At 39.9% G+C, this 15,594-nt stretch carries 10 protein-coding genes; 6 read left to right on the top strand and 4 right to left on the bottom strand.

The window, feature by feature from the left end:
• Positions 1–16: 16 nt before the first annotated feature.
• From G4D82_RS01260 to G4D82_RS01250, 3 genes are all read right to left on the bottom strand, one after another.
• The gene (locus G4D82_RS01260; protein ID WP_166333609.1) at positions 17–928 is read right to left on the bottom strand and encodes a GYDIA family GHMP kinase; all 912 of its coding nucleotides are present in this window, start codon (positions 926–928) and stop codon (positions 17–19) included.
• A 150-nt stretch (positions 929–1,078) separates the two neighbouring features.
• Positions 1,079–3,178, bottom strand: coding sequence for a T9SS type B sorting domain-containing protein (locus G4D82_RS01255; RefSeq protein WP_166333606.1), 2,100 nt, complete (start codon positions 3,176–3,178; stop codon positions 1,079–1,081).
• A 92-nt stretch (positions 3,179–3,270) separates the two neighbouring features.
• Positions 3,271–4,593 carry a hydroxymethylglutaryl-CoA reductase, degradative gene (locus tag G4D82_RS01250; RefSeq protein ID WP_166333604.1) on the bottom strand — a complete coding sequence of 441 codons (1,323 nt, stop codon included), beginning with the start codon at positions 4,591–4,593 and terminating at the stop codon, positions 3,271–3,273.
• A 143-nt stretch (positions 4,594–4,736) separates the two neighbouring features.
• Here G4D82_RS01250 and G4D82_RS01245 point away from each other — a divergent pair, with 143 nt between their 5' ends.
• The 6 genes from G4D82_RS01245 (at position 4,737) to G4D82_RS01220 (ending at position 13,551) form a co-directional block, all read left to right on the top strand.
• A complete protein-coding gene (locus tag G4D82_RS01245) occupies positions 4,737–5,816 on the top strand; it encodes a PA0069 family radical SAM protein (protein WP_166333602.1) in 1,080 nt (359 codons plus the stop codon).
• 134 nt (positions 5,817–5,950) lie between these two features.
• Positions 5,951–8,122 (top strand): S9 family peptidase, encoded by a 2,172-nt coding sequence (locus G4D82_RS01240; protein WP_166333600.1) that lies wholly within the window; start codon positions 5,951–5,953, stop codon positions 8,120–8,122.
• A gap of 37 nt (positions 8,123–8,159) precedes the next feature.
• Positions 8,160–9,836 carry a peptide MFS transporter gene (locus tag G4D82_RS01235; RefSeq protein WP_166333598.1) on the top strand — a complete coding sequence of 559 codons (1,677 nt, stop codon included), beginning with the start codon at positions 8,160–8,162 and terminating at the stop codon, positions 9,834–9,836.
• 10 nt (positions 9,837–9,846) lie between these two features.
• Positions 9,847–11,505, top strand: coding sequence for a peptide MFS transporter (locus G4D82_RS01230; RefSeq protein ID WP_166333596.1), 1,659 nt, complete (start codon positions 9,847–9,849; stop codon positions 11,503–11,505).
• Positions 11,506–11,512: 7 nt separating this feature from the next.
• Positions 11,513–13,030, top strand: coding sequence for a peptide MFS transporter (locus G4D82_RS01225; RefSeq protein ID WP_166333594.1), 1,518 nt, complete (start codon positions 11,513–11,515; stop codon positions 13,028–13,030).
• Between the two features lie 56 nt (positions 13,031–13,086).
• A complete protein-coding gene (locus G4D82_RS01220) occupies positions 13,087–13,551 on the top strand; it encodes a thioredoxin family protein (protein WP_166333592.1) in 465 nt (154 codons plus the stop codon).
• On the opposite strand, the gene G4D82_RS01215 is transcribed toward G4D82_RS01220, so the two are convergent.
• Entirely contained in the window at positions 13,552–15,582 is a 2,031-nt protein-coding gene (locus tag G4D82_RS01215) for a ComEC/Rec2 family competence protein (protein ID WP_166333590.1), read from the bottom strand.
• Between the last annotated feature and the right edge of the window lie 12 nt (positions 15,583–15,594).

Below are 15,594 nucleotides of genomic sequence, written 5' to 3'. Positions count from 1 at the left end.
CCGGCTTTTTAATTTTTTATAAAATCATATCTTGGTATCTCAGTAAGGTTTCGTAGCCTTTTTCGATGAAATATGGCGACGGGTCTTTTCTGGAGAGCACTAAAGCAAAATCGCCACCCCAAGCGCCTAAACTTTTTATCGTGCCTTCAAAATCAGCAAACAAAGCTTGTTGTATTCTGGGCAAATCTAGTATTTCGGTCATTTGTTTTTCGTGTTGTTCGATGACTTGTTTTAGACTCTCAAAATCATGGTGTTGCAATACGGTTTCGGTGAGTTGGTTGAAAATAGGAATTAAGTTTTTCAAATCGTTGGATTTACTGCGATAAGCCTTCACGGCATTTTGACTGTTCTGCTTTTGGTTCAGATACAGAAAGTAAATATTCGAAGCGCATTCGGGTTTGAAATCAACCAATTCGACCCAAGGTTTCTCCTGCACTAACTGATATAATATCGGTGAGTTGTTTTGTGCACAAGCGATGTCGTAACCACTGCCGAGAAAGGTGCGAGCCAGTAAGGTGTATGCATCGATTTCAAGCCATTGGGCGATGTTGTTGATCAAGGTCGATGAAGTGCCCAAACCCCAAGATTTAGGAAAAGTAAGTTGGGTGGTAATGGTATAACCTTCGGAATCGTTTAGATAAGCTGGATTCAATTGATAAGCTTCATACAGAATAGTAATGAGCATGTTTTTTACAGGCTGATTTTCTGAAAAAACCTGATTGGTGATGGTTTCGAAGGCAAAAGTTTCTTCGAGCCAAAAACTGCCGTCATCGTCGTAGCTGGTCCATTGAATTTCTTTGTTGTTTCCGGGTTCGATGGTTAAGTTTTGACCGAATTTGGTAGGCAAGGCTAGGGCTTTGGCTCCGTCTAGCACAAGATATTCACTGGTTAAGAGTAATTTTCCGTTGCTGTAGAATGTTTTTTTCATTTGTTATAAAGATGCAAACGCACCAAATTTTCAATTGACATAATTTAAAACTAAACAGATGAGTTTGACTATTTTGATTGGGCTTTCAGTTGATAATTTCCTGTAATGTTTTAATTTTTTGATCTTAAATTTATTCTGTAGAATAGCCATTTAACGCTTTAAAGTGAAATGTCCCCGATATTCATTTTTGTCTTTTCTCTTAATTAAGAACCAATAGTCAGAAGATGGAAGTTGCTTGTTGTTTAAAGAGCCATCCCAGCCGACAGATTTTGGATTAACTTCCGTGATTAACATTCCGAAGCGGTCATAGATATAAATTTTAATATCGGCTTCATAATTTGAAAAATTGACATTCCAATAATCATTATAACCATCATTATTAGGTGTAAAAAAAACAGGAAAATTTAATAGATAAATTTCTTTCGAGAAAATGCCACAGTTTAAAACATTTCTTACGTAAACATCATATATCCCGGGTATTAAATTCTCAAACAATCCATCTGATACATACGATATTCCGTCTAAAGAATACTCATAAATATCATTTCCTAAAACTGCTACTGAAATAGCGTTTTGATTCGGCGTCCAATCGAATGTTTCTATGTGTACGCTCTCAACAAAATTTTGATTCTCTTCATAAACGTTGTTGATGAAGCTACCAACAGAAGAACAGCCCGTTTGTAAATCCAGCACATTAAAGAAAATTTCTTCTTGATTTAAAGCAGTAAAATAAGGGATTGAAATCGGGTTCGTCTTTAAAACAGCATCTTGATTTGAGTGATAAAAGAGAACAGCATAATGGTCAGGATCTAAACCGGTTAAGATAACATTTGCTTGATTTTCTAGCGCAACCTCACTATGAATGGGATTAGACCTGGTACAGGAAATTAACGCATTTGGCTGTGTAAATACGGGAACTTGATTGACTATGATCTTAAACGAAAAATAACTGGAACACCCTGTAAGAGTATTGTTAACCCGTACATAAACATCCATGTTATTTCCAACCAATGTATACTGGTCGGGCAATGGATTGCTATTGTTTTGTGCGTCAGTAATCGAGTTATGATACGAGACCACAAGGTTTGACTGATTTCCGGTGATCAAGTTTTCAGTTGATCTTAAATCAAAAAGTTGAGGGTTTAATTCATTCAAACAATGAATTATTGGCTCCGGAATAACATAAGTTGGCGGAAAATTTACAATTAAATCGACAGGTATTGTTTGTGATTGATTTGTAATCAAGTTTTTAATAACAACATATATTGTTTGCCCTCCGGGAACTGTGTTGCTCCATGTGCTTGATAGCGGGTTCACATTGTTTTGGGCATTTGAAAGCGTTTCAAAAGCTGAAACAGAGAAACTTATGCCTTCATTTTTACCTGCGGAACCGTACCAATTTTCAGTACTAGTGTTTGTTAATATCGTATTGAAATTAAGAGGGTTTAAGCTAATTTCATATAGAAAATCGGGATTAACGCCATAAAGTTTTCCCAACTCACTTGCCAGTCCATAGGTTGGATTTGGGAGTTCCCCTAAATCGACATGTGAAATATAATTGTTGTTTGAATCTATTGTTACCTGATATAATCTACAAATGCCGTTAAGCTTCCATGCAATATACATCTTCCCATTACAAATCACGAAATCACCAGCCGCCGAACCCGAACCGAAATCATGCCACAATTCTGAAGCCGAATAGTCACCGCTTGAACGATATACAGATGAATTATATCCTCCATAATACATATTATTACTGGTATCAAAAGATAAAGAAGTAATAGTATAGTCATCGTAAATATTATAGTCATAAGTTTCCAGTACCTGACAAGTTACGCCATCAATTTTGTATATTCTATTTTCTTTTGAAACGAATAATTCATGGCTTAAATTGGTAGCGATATCAGTTGTTCCGAAACCACCCAATGTAACATGACAAACTAAATTAATTTGCGGGGAAGTACTTACGTTATCTACCAAATAGACATTAGACCAACTCGTGCAAATATATATACCACTTTGAAAGCCTATTTGCGTTGAGTTCTCGTTCAAAATATCAGTATTGATTTGAGAGATGTCAAAAGGTATCAATCCATCCGAATCATCATCGCAAAAAGTATAGTTACTATTCGGATTTGTCAATTGCTTATGTTTGTAAATCGATTTGGAAGATTTCAGATCAATAGTATCATTAACCGTCTGCCCATGAAGAATCAACGAAAAAAAGAAGAATATTAGGGTTATTCTCATAATTTATAGATACATAAAACGATAATGCCTAATGCTTTAATTGGGCGAAAATAATACAAATCCTCGGTTAATATTCAATATGTTGCGTTAACCTAAAGATTTTGTCTTAAATGCTTAATAAAATCAACCACGCCGGCATGCGATACGACATGATCCTTAAAATGGTTTTTAATCTGCTGACGTTCTTCGGCTGTGGCCTCAAATTGGTTCAGGATATTGTTCAGGTGCATCTTCATGTGCCCTTCCTGAATTCCTGTCGTGGTGAGTGAGCGTAAAGCCGCGAAATTTTGCGCCAAACCAGCTACGGCTACAATCTGCATCAATTCATGGGCGGAAGGTTTCTCGAGCATTTCCAATGAAAATTTCACTAGCGGATGCAACGATGTCAGCCCGCCAACGGTTCCTAAAGCCAAAGGAATTTCGATCCAGAATTTGAAAATGCCGTTCTCAATTGCAGCGTGCGATAAACTGGTGTAATGTCCGTTTTTCGAGGCGTAAGCATGAATTCCGGCTTCGATGGCGCGAAAGTCGTTTCCGGTGGCCAACACTACCGCGTCAATGCCGTTCATGATGCCTTTGTTGTGCGTCACGGCGCGGTGCGGTTCTACCTGAGCAATTGTAACTGCACGGATGAATTTCTCGGCGAAATGCTGTGGGTCTTCGATTTTTTTGTCGGCCAATTCAGCAATCGGGCATGAAACTTCTGCACGAACCAAGCAATTCGGAACATAGTTCGAGAGAATGCTCATGACGATTTCGATATTTTTTTCAGCCTCAGTAAATGCTTGGTATTCTTGGGCAGCCGCTTTAAAAGTTTTGGCAAATTGCTCCAAACACGAATTGATGAAGTTGGCACCCATCGAATCTTTGGTCTCGAAAGTAGCGTGTAATTGGTAGTAATTGGCGAGTTTATGGGTTTGGCTACGCAGCTCGATTTCGAGAATTCCGCCGCCGCGTTTTTGCATGTTTTTAGTGATTGGTTCAGTGTCGGCAATCAGTTGGGGTTTGATTTGTGCAAAGAAATCCTGTAGTTTTTTTGCATCGCCATTGAAGATGAAGTGCACTTGCCCAATTTTTTCGGTGCTCAAGACCGTGGCTTTGAAACCACCGCGAGAAGCCCAAAATTTGGCTGATTTTGCAGCAGCTGCGACGACAGAACTTTCTTCTATGGCCATCGGAAGAGTATATTTTCTTCCGTTAATGACAAAATTCGGAGCGACACCTAAAGGCAAATAAAAGTTGGTAATGGTGTTCTCAATAAATTCATCGTGGAGTTTTTGCAAGGCACTGTCGGTGTTCCAGTAGTTTTTTAGTAATGAAATTATCGAGTCTGATCCGGAGAAATATTCGCGAGCAATCCAGTGAATTTTTTCTTCTTTCGATAATTTAGAGAATCCGGAAACGGCGTGATCCATACTGCAATCTTTTTTAGCAAATATAGTTTTTCATGCAATATAAGGCTGGGTTTTCTGGCGATTAATTTTATCAACAACGGCACATTTTTAACACAAAGAATTTCTGTCTCGAGACATTATCGTTTAACTTTCAAAACTAAGTGATGAACCAGGAAAACCAATATATCAAAGGAAGAGGCGCGCAGAAAAATGTGCCCAATCGCTTTTTCTCGGAAGCTTCGGAGTGGCGAGATGATTTTTTGAACTATTGTGCTGTCGAAGGAGAAGATTTTCAAAGCAATACAACCAGTTTCTTAGAAGTATTTCCCAAAACCATCGTCAACAAAGTCGATAGCCCAGATGTAGGCATGGGCTATTCGATGAATATGTACCAAGGTTGCGAACATGGCTGTATTTACTGTTATGCCCGCAACAGCCATGAATATTGGGGTTATAGTGCCGGATTGGATTTTGAACGGAAAATTCTGGTCAAGAAAAACGCGCCACAATTGCTTGAAGAAAAACTCCAAAGCAAAAATTGGAAAGCCCATACCATTGTGCTATCAGGTAATACCGATTGTTATCAACCGGCGGAACGAAAATTTGAAATTACCAGAAAGTGTTTGGAGGTTTTTTTGAAGTACCGTCATCCAGTAGGGATTATCACCAAAAATGCCTTGATAGCGCGAGATATCGATATACTTTCAGCACTCGTTAAAGACGATTTGGTTGGGGTGAACATTTCAATTACTTCCTTATCAGAAAAGACTAGGCAACTCCTTGAACCTAGAACCGCTTCTATCAAAAAAAGAATTGAAACGGTGAAGCTGCTTTCTGAAAATGGCATTCCTGTTAATGTAATGCTTGCTCCAATTATTCCCGGGATCAACAGCCATGAAATTTTGCCATTAGCCCAAGCAGTTTCAGAGGCAGGAGCTTTGTCTGTTGCCTATACGGTGGTTCGGCTCAATGGTGCAATTGGTGAAATTTTTACCGATTGGATTCGAAAAGCGATGCCAGACCGAGCCGATAAAGTACTGCATCAAATTGCCCAATGCCATGGAGGAACACTTAACGACAGTCGTTGGGGTGAACGTATGCGCGGTGAAGGCGAATTGGCCCAAATGATTCGCTCGCAGGTGCAATTGGCCCGAAAGAAATATTTCAAAGACAAGCAATTTCCCAAGTTAAATACTTCGCTTTATGAACAATACAAAGGCGGACAGTTGCAATTGCTTTTTTAAAATTTTTGTAGCCAACCGGAAATAAACAAAATGAGGACAAGTCTTGTTTATAAAAAATTGCATTTAACACAAAAATCTAGCGTTATGTGCAAAATTTTCACTAAAATTGACGGTTTTTATAACTTGTTTTGCCTATGAAATCCTATCGCTTGTTGGCTGTTTTGCTTTTTGTATGTGCGGCTACTTTTGCCCAAGAAAAGATTACCGTCGAATCTATTTATTCTGGAGTTTTCCGCGCCAAAGGCATGGATGAACTACAATCCTTGAAAAATACCAACCAATACACGGTGCTCAATTTTGACAGAGCCACCAAAAGCATGCAAGTCGATTTATACGATTTTGCCACACTCAACAAAGTCTCGACGCTCATCGATACCAAAAACTTCAAAGAACTTTCTGCCGGCATTGACAGCTATACTTTTAGCAAGGATGAAAAGCAAATGCTGATTGCGAACAATTCCAACCCAATCTTCAGGCATTCTTTTACCGCCGATTATTTCCTTTACGATATCGCGGCGAAAACACTCACTAAACTTTTTGATTTTCAAGTGCAAGAGCCCACTTTTTCACCCGACGGAAAGAAAATCGCCTATGCCAAAGAAAACAATTTATATGTGTATGATATTGCGAGTAAAAAATCTACGCAAATCACTACCGATGGTAAGAAAAACGCCATCATCAACGGAATTACCGATTGGGTTTACGAAGAAGAATTTTCTTTTGTAAGGGCTTTCGATTGGAGCACTGACAGTAAAAAAATTGCTTTCATCCGCTTCGACGAAACCCAAGTACCAGAGTTCTCGATGTCGATGTTTCACAAAGATTTGTATCCGACGGTGGAAACTTTCAAATATCCGAAAGCAGGTGAGAAAAACTCAACAGTTTCCTTGCATATTTATGACCTAACGAGTGCTTCTACCAAAGACATTAACCTAAGTAATTATGGTGAATTTTATTTAGCCAGAATCAAATGGACCAATGATGCAAATATTGTATCAGTACAAGTCTTGAACCGTCACCAAGACAACCTGTTTCTGGTTTTTGTAGCTGCCGGAAGTGGTTCTACCAAAGCCATACTTACGGAAAAAGACAAAGCTTATGTGGATGTGACCGACAACTTAACTTTTTTAAAAGACAACAGTTTCATCTGGACCAGCGAGAAAGACGGCTTCAACCACATTTACTTGTATGATAAACTAGGGAATCTCAAAAATCAAGTCACCAAAGGCAATTGGGAAGTGACCCATTATTACGGACTTGACGAGAAAACCAACACCATTTATTACCAATCAGTAGAGAACGGTTCGATTAACAGAGATGTGTATCGCATCGGAACCGATGGCAAAAACAAATTGCGTTTGACTTCTCAAACCGGAACCAATGCCGCTACTTTTAGTCCGAATTTCCAGTATTTCATCAATACTTTTTCGAGTGCAACCCAGCCAACGATTTATACTTTGAATGAATCCAAATCAGGGAAACAAGTCAAAGTCATCGAGAACAACGAAGCTTTGTCTGTCAAAATCAAAACCTACAACGTGGCTTTGAAAGAGTTTTTCGTGCTCACTACTGCCAAGGGAATTTCTTTGAACGCTTGGATGATCAAACCCAAAGATTTCGATCCGAATAAAAAGTATCCAGTACTGATGTACCAATATTCCGGCCCAGGCTCACAACAAGTGAACAACGAATGGAACACAACTGACGATTATTGGTATGCGATGCTGGCCCAACAAGGGTATATCATTGCATGTGTGGATGGTCGCGGTACCGGTTTCAAAGGAGCTGAATTTAAAAAGTGCACCCAAAAGCAACTCGGAAAGTTAGAAGTCGAAGATCAAATTGACGCCGCGAAAGTCATCGGAAGTTATCCATATGTCGATCCGGCCCGAATCGGAATTTGGGGTTGGAGTTACGGCGGTTTTATGGCTTCGAATTGTATTTTAAAAGGAGCCGATACGTTCAAAATGGCTGTAGCTGTGGCACCGGTGACCAACTGGAGATTTTACGACAGTATCTACACCGAGCGTTATATGCAAACCCCGCAGGAAAACCCAAGCGGTTATGATGACAATTCACCGATTAATCATGTCGATAAACTCAAAGGTAAATTCCTTCTGATTCATGGTTCGGGCGACGACAATGTGCACGTTCAGAATTCCATGCAGATGATGGAAGCCTTGATTCAAGCCAATAAACAATTCGATTCGCAGATTTATCCGGATAAAAATCACGGTATTTTCGGAGGTAAAACCAGAATTCAACTCTTCAATAAAATCACGAATTTCATCAAAGAAAACCTTTAACTAGCGATTAACCAAAATAAACTAAAACCAAACTAAAATGACAGAAGCTCAGGTAAAAACAGGACATCCAAAAGGACTTTGGGTATTATTCGGAACCGAAATGTGGGAACGTTTCAATTTCTATGGAATGCGCGCCATCTTAACTTTGTTCTTAGTGAATTCACTGATGATGAAAGAAGAAGATGCATCGCTCATTTACGGCGGTTTCCTCGGACTTTGTTATCTTACTCCAATGTTGGGCGGATTCATTGCCGACCGTTTCTTTGGAAACAGAAACTGTATTTTACTCGGCGGAATCATGATGGCCATCGGTCAGTTTTTACTTTTCGCCAGTGCCAGTATTTTTGGTACTAACATAGGTTTAGCCAATACTTTAATGTGGTCGGCTTTGGGAATTATCATTTTTGGAAACGGTTTCTTTAAGCCGAATATTTCCAGTATGGTGGGTAGCCTTTACCCGAAACAAGAGAAGAGCAAACTCGATACGGCATTCACGATTTTCTACATGGGAATTAACCTTGGCGCTTTCTTGGGCCAATTGATTTGTCCGATTATTGGCGATGTGAAAGACGCTAACGGCATCCGCGACATCCATGCTTTCAAATGGGGATTTTTAGCAGCTTCTGTAGCGATGCTTATCGGAACGGCTTTGTTCTACGTTTTGAAAAACAAATATGTGGTTTCTCCAGAAGGTCGTCCTTTGGGCGGTTTGCCATCTAAAAATGAAGCGTCTGATTTCGAAGAAGGCGAGTCACAAAAAGCCGTATTTTCTTCCACTGCCTTAATGGTTGCTGGTGTAATGTTCTTAGTATTGGGCGCCGTAATTCATTTTGTATTTGACCAAAACTTAATCTATACCTTAATCTATTCCAGCGGTCTGACTTTGGCCGGATTGATTGTTTCGGATTCGTCATTAACCAAAGTAGAAAGAGACCGTATTTTTGTTATTTACATTGTCGCTTTCTTTATCATTTTCTTTTGGGCTGCCTTTGAACAAGCCGGTTCTTCGTTAACTTTCATTGCCGATAACCAGACCGATCGTAATTTCTTCGGTTGGAACATGCCTCCATCGATGGTGCAAATCTTCAACGGATTGTTTGTAGTGGCATTTGCCGTTCCGTTTAGTATGTTGTGGGATTATCTTAGAAGTAAAGACCGTGAGCCGATTTCGCCAATGAAACAATCCATTGGTTTGGCTCTGATTGCTCTGAGTTATTTCATTATTGCGCACAATGTAAAAGATTTGGGTAATAGTGGTTTGCTGGCAATCAAATGGTTGATTCTTTTATATTTGATTCAGACTTGTGCAGAGTTATGTTTGTCGCCGATTGGTTTGTCACTCGTAGGGAAACTATCACCAAAACGATTCTCATCATTATTATACGGTGTATTTTTCTTGTCTAACGCTTCAGGATATGCTTTGGCTGGAACTTTAGGTTCAATTATGCCAGCTACCGGAGATAAATTCGTTAAGGCAAAAGAACTTGGTATTGATCTTCAGGGCGTTCTTGATAAAACAGTTACCCTTACTCCAGAACAAGCCAAATTATTGGCCGACAATCAAATTAGCGATCATAACCCAATTTTTGCAGGTTTTGAGATCCATAATTTATTCGAATTTTTTATGGTATTTGTAGTGCTTTGCGGTATTGCATCAGTAGTACTTTTCCTGCTCACACCATTCCTCAAAAAAATGATGCACGGCGTGCGCTAAAACAAAGGTTATGTGGAACAAACATCCTAAGGCCTTACCTTATTTATTTTTATCCGAAATGTGGGAACGTTTCGGATATTATTTAATGATCGGAATCTTCACGCTTTACCTCAAAGATGTGGAAGCCGGTTTTGCAATGACCGAAAAAGAAGCCTCTGACCTCTATGGTACTTTTATCGCTTTGGTTTTTCTGACACCCTTCATCGGAGGTTTGGTTGCCGATCGTTATCTGGGCTATAAGAAATCGATTATTATCGGTGGCCTGATGATGGGCGCGGGTTATATGATGATGGGCATCCACGATTTGACGATGCTTTATCTGGCTATGTTTCTAGTGATTGTCGGCAACGGATTTTTCAAGCCTAACATTTCCACCTTGCTCGGGAATTTCTACAACGACGAGCAATACAAAGACAAGAAAGACGAAGGTTACAATATTTTCTATATGGGAATCAACGTCGGAGCGTTTATCTGTAATTTTTTCGGAGCGGCATTCAAGATCCTTTTCGGTTGGCAATATGCTTTTATGGCTGCTGGTGTCGGAATGATCATTGGAGTATTAGTTTTCCTTTTAGGAACCAAGCATTACGGTGATAAAACCCAAAAGAAGGGCGTGCAACCTGGCGATATGCCTTTTTACAAAATCGTGCTTTTCATTTTGTTGCCGTCGGTACTTTTTGGTGTCATCGGTTGGTTCTTGAAAGGGGTGCAGTCGGATACCAATCCGGATTGCGCCATTTTTGGTTCCGATAGTACTGATGCCTTTATTTTTGCCTGTATTCCGGTGATTTTGTTTTATGCCAGTTTGTATTTTCGGGCCAAAGCCGAAGACAAAAGGCCTATTGGTGCGCTACTAGCCATTTTTGGAGTTGTGATTTTATTTTGGGCGGTGTTCAAGCTCAACGGATCGGCGCTCAACAATTGGGGTGATAAATATACCGATCGCCAAATGCAAGGCACTTCACAAGTGATGGCTTCCCAATTGGTTTTAGTTGATACCCTGACTTACAAAAAAGATTCTGTGGCTTTGTATGACGAGGCTTTCCGCATACAGAAAAAAGATGGAAAAGTAGTCAAAGTAGTCGATTATCCTTTGTATTTCAGAAACGTCCGCAAAGACAAACTGCCACAAGAAAATTCAAAAATATATACTTGGTCGGCCAATTTGAGCCAATCTATTAATCCGGGTTGGGTGATTTTACTCACACCTTTGGTAGTGGCATTCTTCACTTATTTGCGCAGCCGTAAAAAGGAACCAACTACTCCAACAAAAATCGCTTTCGGACTGCTCATCTCAGCCTTATCAGTTTTGGTGATGGTCGCCGCAGTTAAAGCTGGAGGCAACGGTTCTGAGAAAGTCAGCGTTTGGTGGCTCGTGGCCAATTATGGCGTGATTACCATCGGGGAATTATTTTTAAGCCCGATGGGATTGTCAGTCGTCTCGAAACTCAGTCCGAGAAATATTACTTCACTGATGATGGGCGGCTGGTTTTTATCGACTTCGATCGGAAACAAACTTAGTGGCGTTTTGGCCAGCCTTTGGGACACGTATGAAGACAAATCTGATTTCTTCTGGATCAATTTCGGATTGTTGTTATCAGCCACCTTATTGATGTTTATCTTGCTCAAACAGCTCAACAAGGTAATGAAAGAAAAAGGAATCAACTAAAATTATTATGGAACAAGTAACACCAACCAATATTGAAGCAATTCAAAGTTTTAAAGGCAAATACCCGAAACAACTTTGGTATTTGTTCTTCAGCGAAATGTGGGAACGTTTCTGTTTCTACGGTATGCGTGGAATGCTCGTCGTTTTTATGGTCAGTCATTTGAACATGAACGAAGAGGTGGCGAACTTACAATACGGTGCGACTCAAGCATGGGTTTATGCGTTCACCTTTATCGGAGGTTTGTTTGCCGATAAAATCCTTGGGCTAAGGAAATCGCTTTTTTGGGGAGGCATGCTCATGATTGTTGGCAGTGTGATTTTGTCGTTAGATCCTAAAAACTTCTTTTTTATCGGACTTGGTTTTACCATTGTGGGTACCGGCTTCTTTAAGCCTAATATTTCATCGATGGTCGGACAGCTCTATAAAGATGGAGACCCACGTCGGGATGCCGGATTTTCTTTCTTTTACATGGGAGTCAATCTTGGGGCTTTGATTGGCGGCTACATCTGTATAGCCGTAGCAGAAGGTTCGCTATGGCAATCATTGGTTCCGGAGCATTTGCGTTGGAATGTAGGATTTGGTTTTGCAGCAATCGTAATGATTATCAGTTTGTTGACTTTTACGCAGACGCAGAAAACTTTAGGCCCTATCGGACTTACACCATTGCCTCATATCGAAAAATCCAAAAGAAGGCTTTGGGAAATTACTACTTACATCGGTTCATTACTAATTGTTCCGTTAATTATTCTGATGGTCGCCAATACTGTATATACCGATTATTTTATGATGGTAATTGGACCAGCATCGATTCTTTACTTGTTTTATGAGATGAAGCACTTTTCATCCAACGAAAACAAGAAATTGCTGGCTGCCTTAATATTCATCATTTTTTCAATCTTCTTTTGGGCATTCTTTGAACAAAGCGGTGGTTCGCTAAGTCTGTTTGCGGCAAACAACCTAAACAATACGGTACTTGGCGTTCCGCTAAGTCCAAACGGTGTGAACAACTCGGCCAATTCACTTTTTGTAATTGGTTTTGCCGCATTGGTAGGATTGGTTTGGCTTTGGATGGCTAAAAAGAAAATCGAACCCAATACCGTAGTAAAATTTGGATTGGGATTTTTATTTCTCGCCGGCGGATTCTATATTTTCTATTATACAAAATTCTTTGCCAACGAACAAGGTATTACATCGCTTGGTATCTTTACTTTGGGATGGTTTGTAATCACTTTCGGAGAGTTGTGCCTGTCGCCCATCGGAATGTCGGCTATGACCAAATTGTCACCACAGAAAACCCAAGCAGTAATCATGGGAATGTGGTTTTTAGCGAGCGCTTACGGACAGTATTTTGCAGGATTGCTTGGCGCCAATATAGCGAGTGCATCTGAAAATGCAACCAATGCAGAAAAACTTATCGTATATGCTGATGGCTATAAACAATTGGCAATTTACGCACTTATTGCCGGAATTGTACTTATTGCGATTTCGCCTTATGTAAAAAAACTAATGCAGGATGTAAAATAAAATTTGTACTTTCGGCACTATTATTGCCAAAAGGCGCAAAATTAAAATCGTAAAAAATGAAAAAGATATTGATTGCCTTACTGCTCGTTGTAGGATCGATGACCGTTCAGGCACAAGAATTGAAATGGGAAACCAACTTCAAGAAAGCGGCAGAAGTTTCCATGAAAACCAAAAAACCACTCTTGTTGTTTTTCACCGGAAGCGACTGGTGCGGTTGGTGCATCCGATTGCAAAATGAAGTACTTAAAAAACCAGAATTTGCTGCTTGGGCCAAAGAAAATGTAGTGTTGGTTGAATTGGATTTTCCACGCCGTTCGCCACAGTTGCCAGAAATTCAGCAACAAAATATGGAATTGCAACAAGTGTTCGAAGTGAGAGGATACCCAACAATTTGGTTGGCCACACCAACAAACAAAGACGGCAAAATCAATCTCGAAAAACTAGGAAGTACAGGTTATGTAGCTGGTGGTCCAGCAAAGTGGTTGGAAACTGCCAATCAAATCCTGAATAACAAAAAATAATTAATTTTCAAGTCTGTAAAATCCCTTTTCATCAGTAGCATGGAAAGGGATTTTTTCTTTAAGGCAAGTGGCTTTCCAGAGTGCTATGTATGATTTGTAGTTGCTGGCATCGGCGATGAGTATTTTGGGTCGGCAAGTTTTTAAAACACGTTCAAGGTTAACAGGTGGCGAATCCCTGAACAACATCACATCAGGAGAAGTTTTTTGTGGGTATTGTCCTAAGCGATCTACAATTAGAATTTTTTTCTGGCCAAATAGCATCAGTTTTTGAATTGTTTTTTTTGCTTTTAACTGGCAGAATTGATTGGTTAGATAGCTATTCAACGGATGATTGTTGGTAAAATCTGCATCAGTATAAGCCGTTACTTGGTTAGCGTTTTTCTCGATAATAAGTGTCTTTTTTCTAAGATTGAAAACAATCCATTGGTCATGGGCTTGCGAGTGCCATCTCGAAGAAAAATAACTTCCTTGAAAGAATAAAATCGCAACTAAAACCATTGCCATTGTTTTAAACGAGAATTTCTTGACAACTAAGGCTATCGCAATAATCAACAAGTAAGAGCTTATTGTCATTAGCGTATTGAAAGGAATGTCTTTCCAAACCAACTGTTCAGCCGAGGCGATGCTACTGATGATTTTATTGAGTATCCAAATCAAGTTTTCCACTAGGCGCACCAATAGGTTCGGCACCCAACCCAATGCTGCGATGGCCATCAACAAAACACCTAATCCCATAATAATGCTGAGCAACGGAATCACTGCCATATTGGTAATAAAAAACAAGCCGGGGAATTGGTGGAAATAGTATAAGCTTAATGGCAAAGTACCAATTTGTGCCGCAAATGACACGGTCAGAATTTGCCAAAAATAGTTCACAATCTTATTCTCAGGGTGCCAAATTTGACTTAGCAAAGGCTGTAACCACAAGATAAAAAACAACGCGAGATAGCTCAGTTGAAAACCAACATCAAAAAGGAAAGATGGCTCGAAAAGTAAAATCAACAGCAGCGAAACCATCAACGTATGCAATACATTAGTCTGTCTGTTCAATTGCAAACCAATTGTGAGAAACGAAAACATCGTTGCAGAACGCACTACTGACGGCGAAAGACCAGCTAAAATGGCAAAAGACCATAGGGCAATCAAAGTAAAAGAAAGCTTGAAATAGGAATTTCTTTTGGAGTTGGGCAACCACTTTAGCAAAAACTGCATGAACAGTAGCACAAATCCGACATGCAAACCTGAAACTGACAAGATATGCACGGCACCGGCAAACTGATAATCTTGTACCACTTCAGGGTCAATGTCTTGCTGCTGGCCCAAAATAAGTGCGGCCAGAACATGAAGTTCTGTTTTACGAAAATGGTGTTTTTGCAGGTTGTCCAGAATCATGCACCGCAATCGATCGGCATAATAAAAAATGTCGCGATAATATTTTGGATTGATTTTAATGTTTTGAGAACTGATATAAGTTTGACCCAGAATTGACTTTTGTTTCAAATATCGGCCATAATCAAATTGATCCGGATTTAGTGGTGCGGTGGGCCGCAGTATTTCGCCTCTAATTTGCAATTCGGCACCTATTTTAAATGGACGTTTCAAGCCATTCTTATAGCAATTCACCAGTAACTTGCCATGAGAAACAGTTCCGTCGATATCGTTCACCAATGCAATATAGCGCTCGCAATAAGCGGTCGGCTTTAGTCGCTCTCGAAGCACTATTTGAGCGACATGTTCAGTATTTGAATCCGAAATCAATTTGCTGTAATGGCTTTTCTGATAGGTAGCCGAATGCAGCATCAATGTTGCCGCGCCGATACAGAACGACATTAAATACACTGCGATTCCGAAGAGATGGTCTTGGAAAAATTGTTTTCGGGCACGGTAAAATGCGAATGCGAAAAAAATGGATGCAAAAGTAATACAGCCAAAGCCCACAATAGTGGCAAGGAAAGTAGTGTAATTGGCGAATAAAATCCCGAAAGTGAACCCGATTGTCACACGGGTCAGCGGGAACTGCATGGCGTTCATAATGAACTAAAT

The sequence above is a fragment of the Flavobacterium lotistagni genome (genome assembly GCF_011392125.1).
Classification (GTDB): domain Bacteria; phylum Bacteroidota; class Bacteroidia; order Flavobacteriales; family Flavobacteriaceae; genus Flavobacterium; species Flavobacterium lotistagni.
The sequence above is the reverse complement of the archived record's forward strand: the minus strand, read 5'-3'. Positions and strand labels throughout refer to the sequence as shown.

Bases quoted from the DNA above. Each gene is read 5' to 3' on its own strand.
- G4D82_RS01260 (WP_166333609.1), bottom strand. From the start codon at position 928: ATGAAAAAAACATTCTACAGCAACGGAAAATTACTCTTAACCAGTGAA.
- G4D82_RS01255 (WP_166333606.1), bottom strand. From the start codon at position 3,178: ATGAGAATAACCCTAATATTCTTCTTTTTTTCGTTGATTCTTCATGGG.
- G4D82_RS01250 (WP_166333604.1), bottom strand. From the start codon at position 4,593: ATGGATCACGCCGTTTCCGGATTCTCTAAATTATCGAAAGAAGAAAAA.
- G4D82_RS01245 (WP_166333602.1), top strand. From the start codon at position 4,737: ATGAACCAGGAAAACCAATATATCAAAGGAAGAGGCGCGCAGAAAAAT.
- G4D82_RS01240 (WP_166333600.1), top strand. From the start codon at position 5,951: ATGAAATCCTATCGCTTGTTGGCTGTTTTGCTTTTTGTATGTGCGGCT.
- G4D82_RS01235 (WP_166333598.1), top strand. From the start codon at position 8,160: ATGACAGAAGCTCAGGTAAAAACAGGACATCCAAAAGGACTTTGGGTA.
- G4D82_RS01230 (WP_166333596.1), top strand. From the start codon at position 9,847: ATGTGGAACAAACATCCTAAGGCCTTACCTTATTTATTTTTATCCGAA.
- G4D82_RS01225 (WP_166333594.1), top strand. From the start codon at position 11,513: ATGGAACAAGTAACACCAACCAATATTGAAGCAATTCAAAGTTTTAAA.
- G4D82_RS01220 (WP_166333592.1), top strand. From the start codon at position 13,087: ATGAAAAAGATATTGATTGCCTTACTGCTCGTTGTAGGATCGATGACC.
- G4D82_RS01215 (WP_166333590.1), bottom strand. From the start codon at position 15,582: ATGAACGCCATGCAGTTCCCGCTGACCCGTGTGACAATCGGGTTCACT.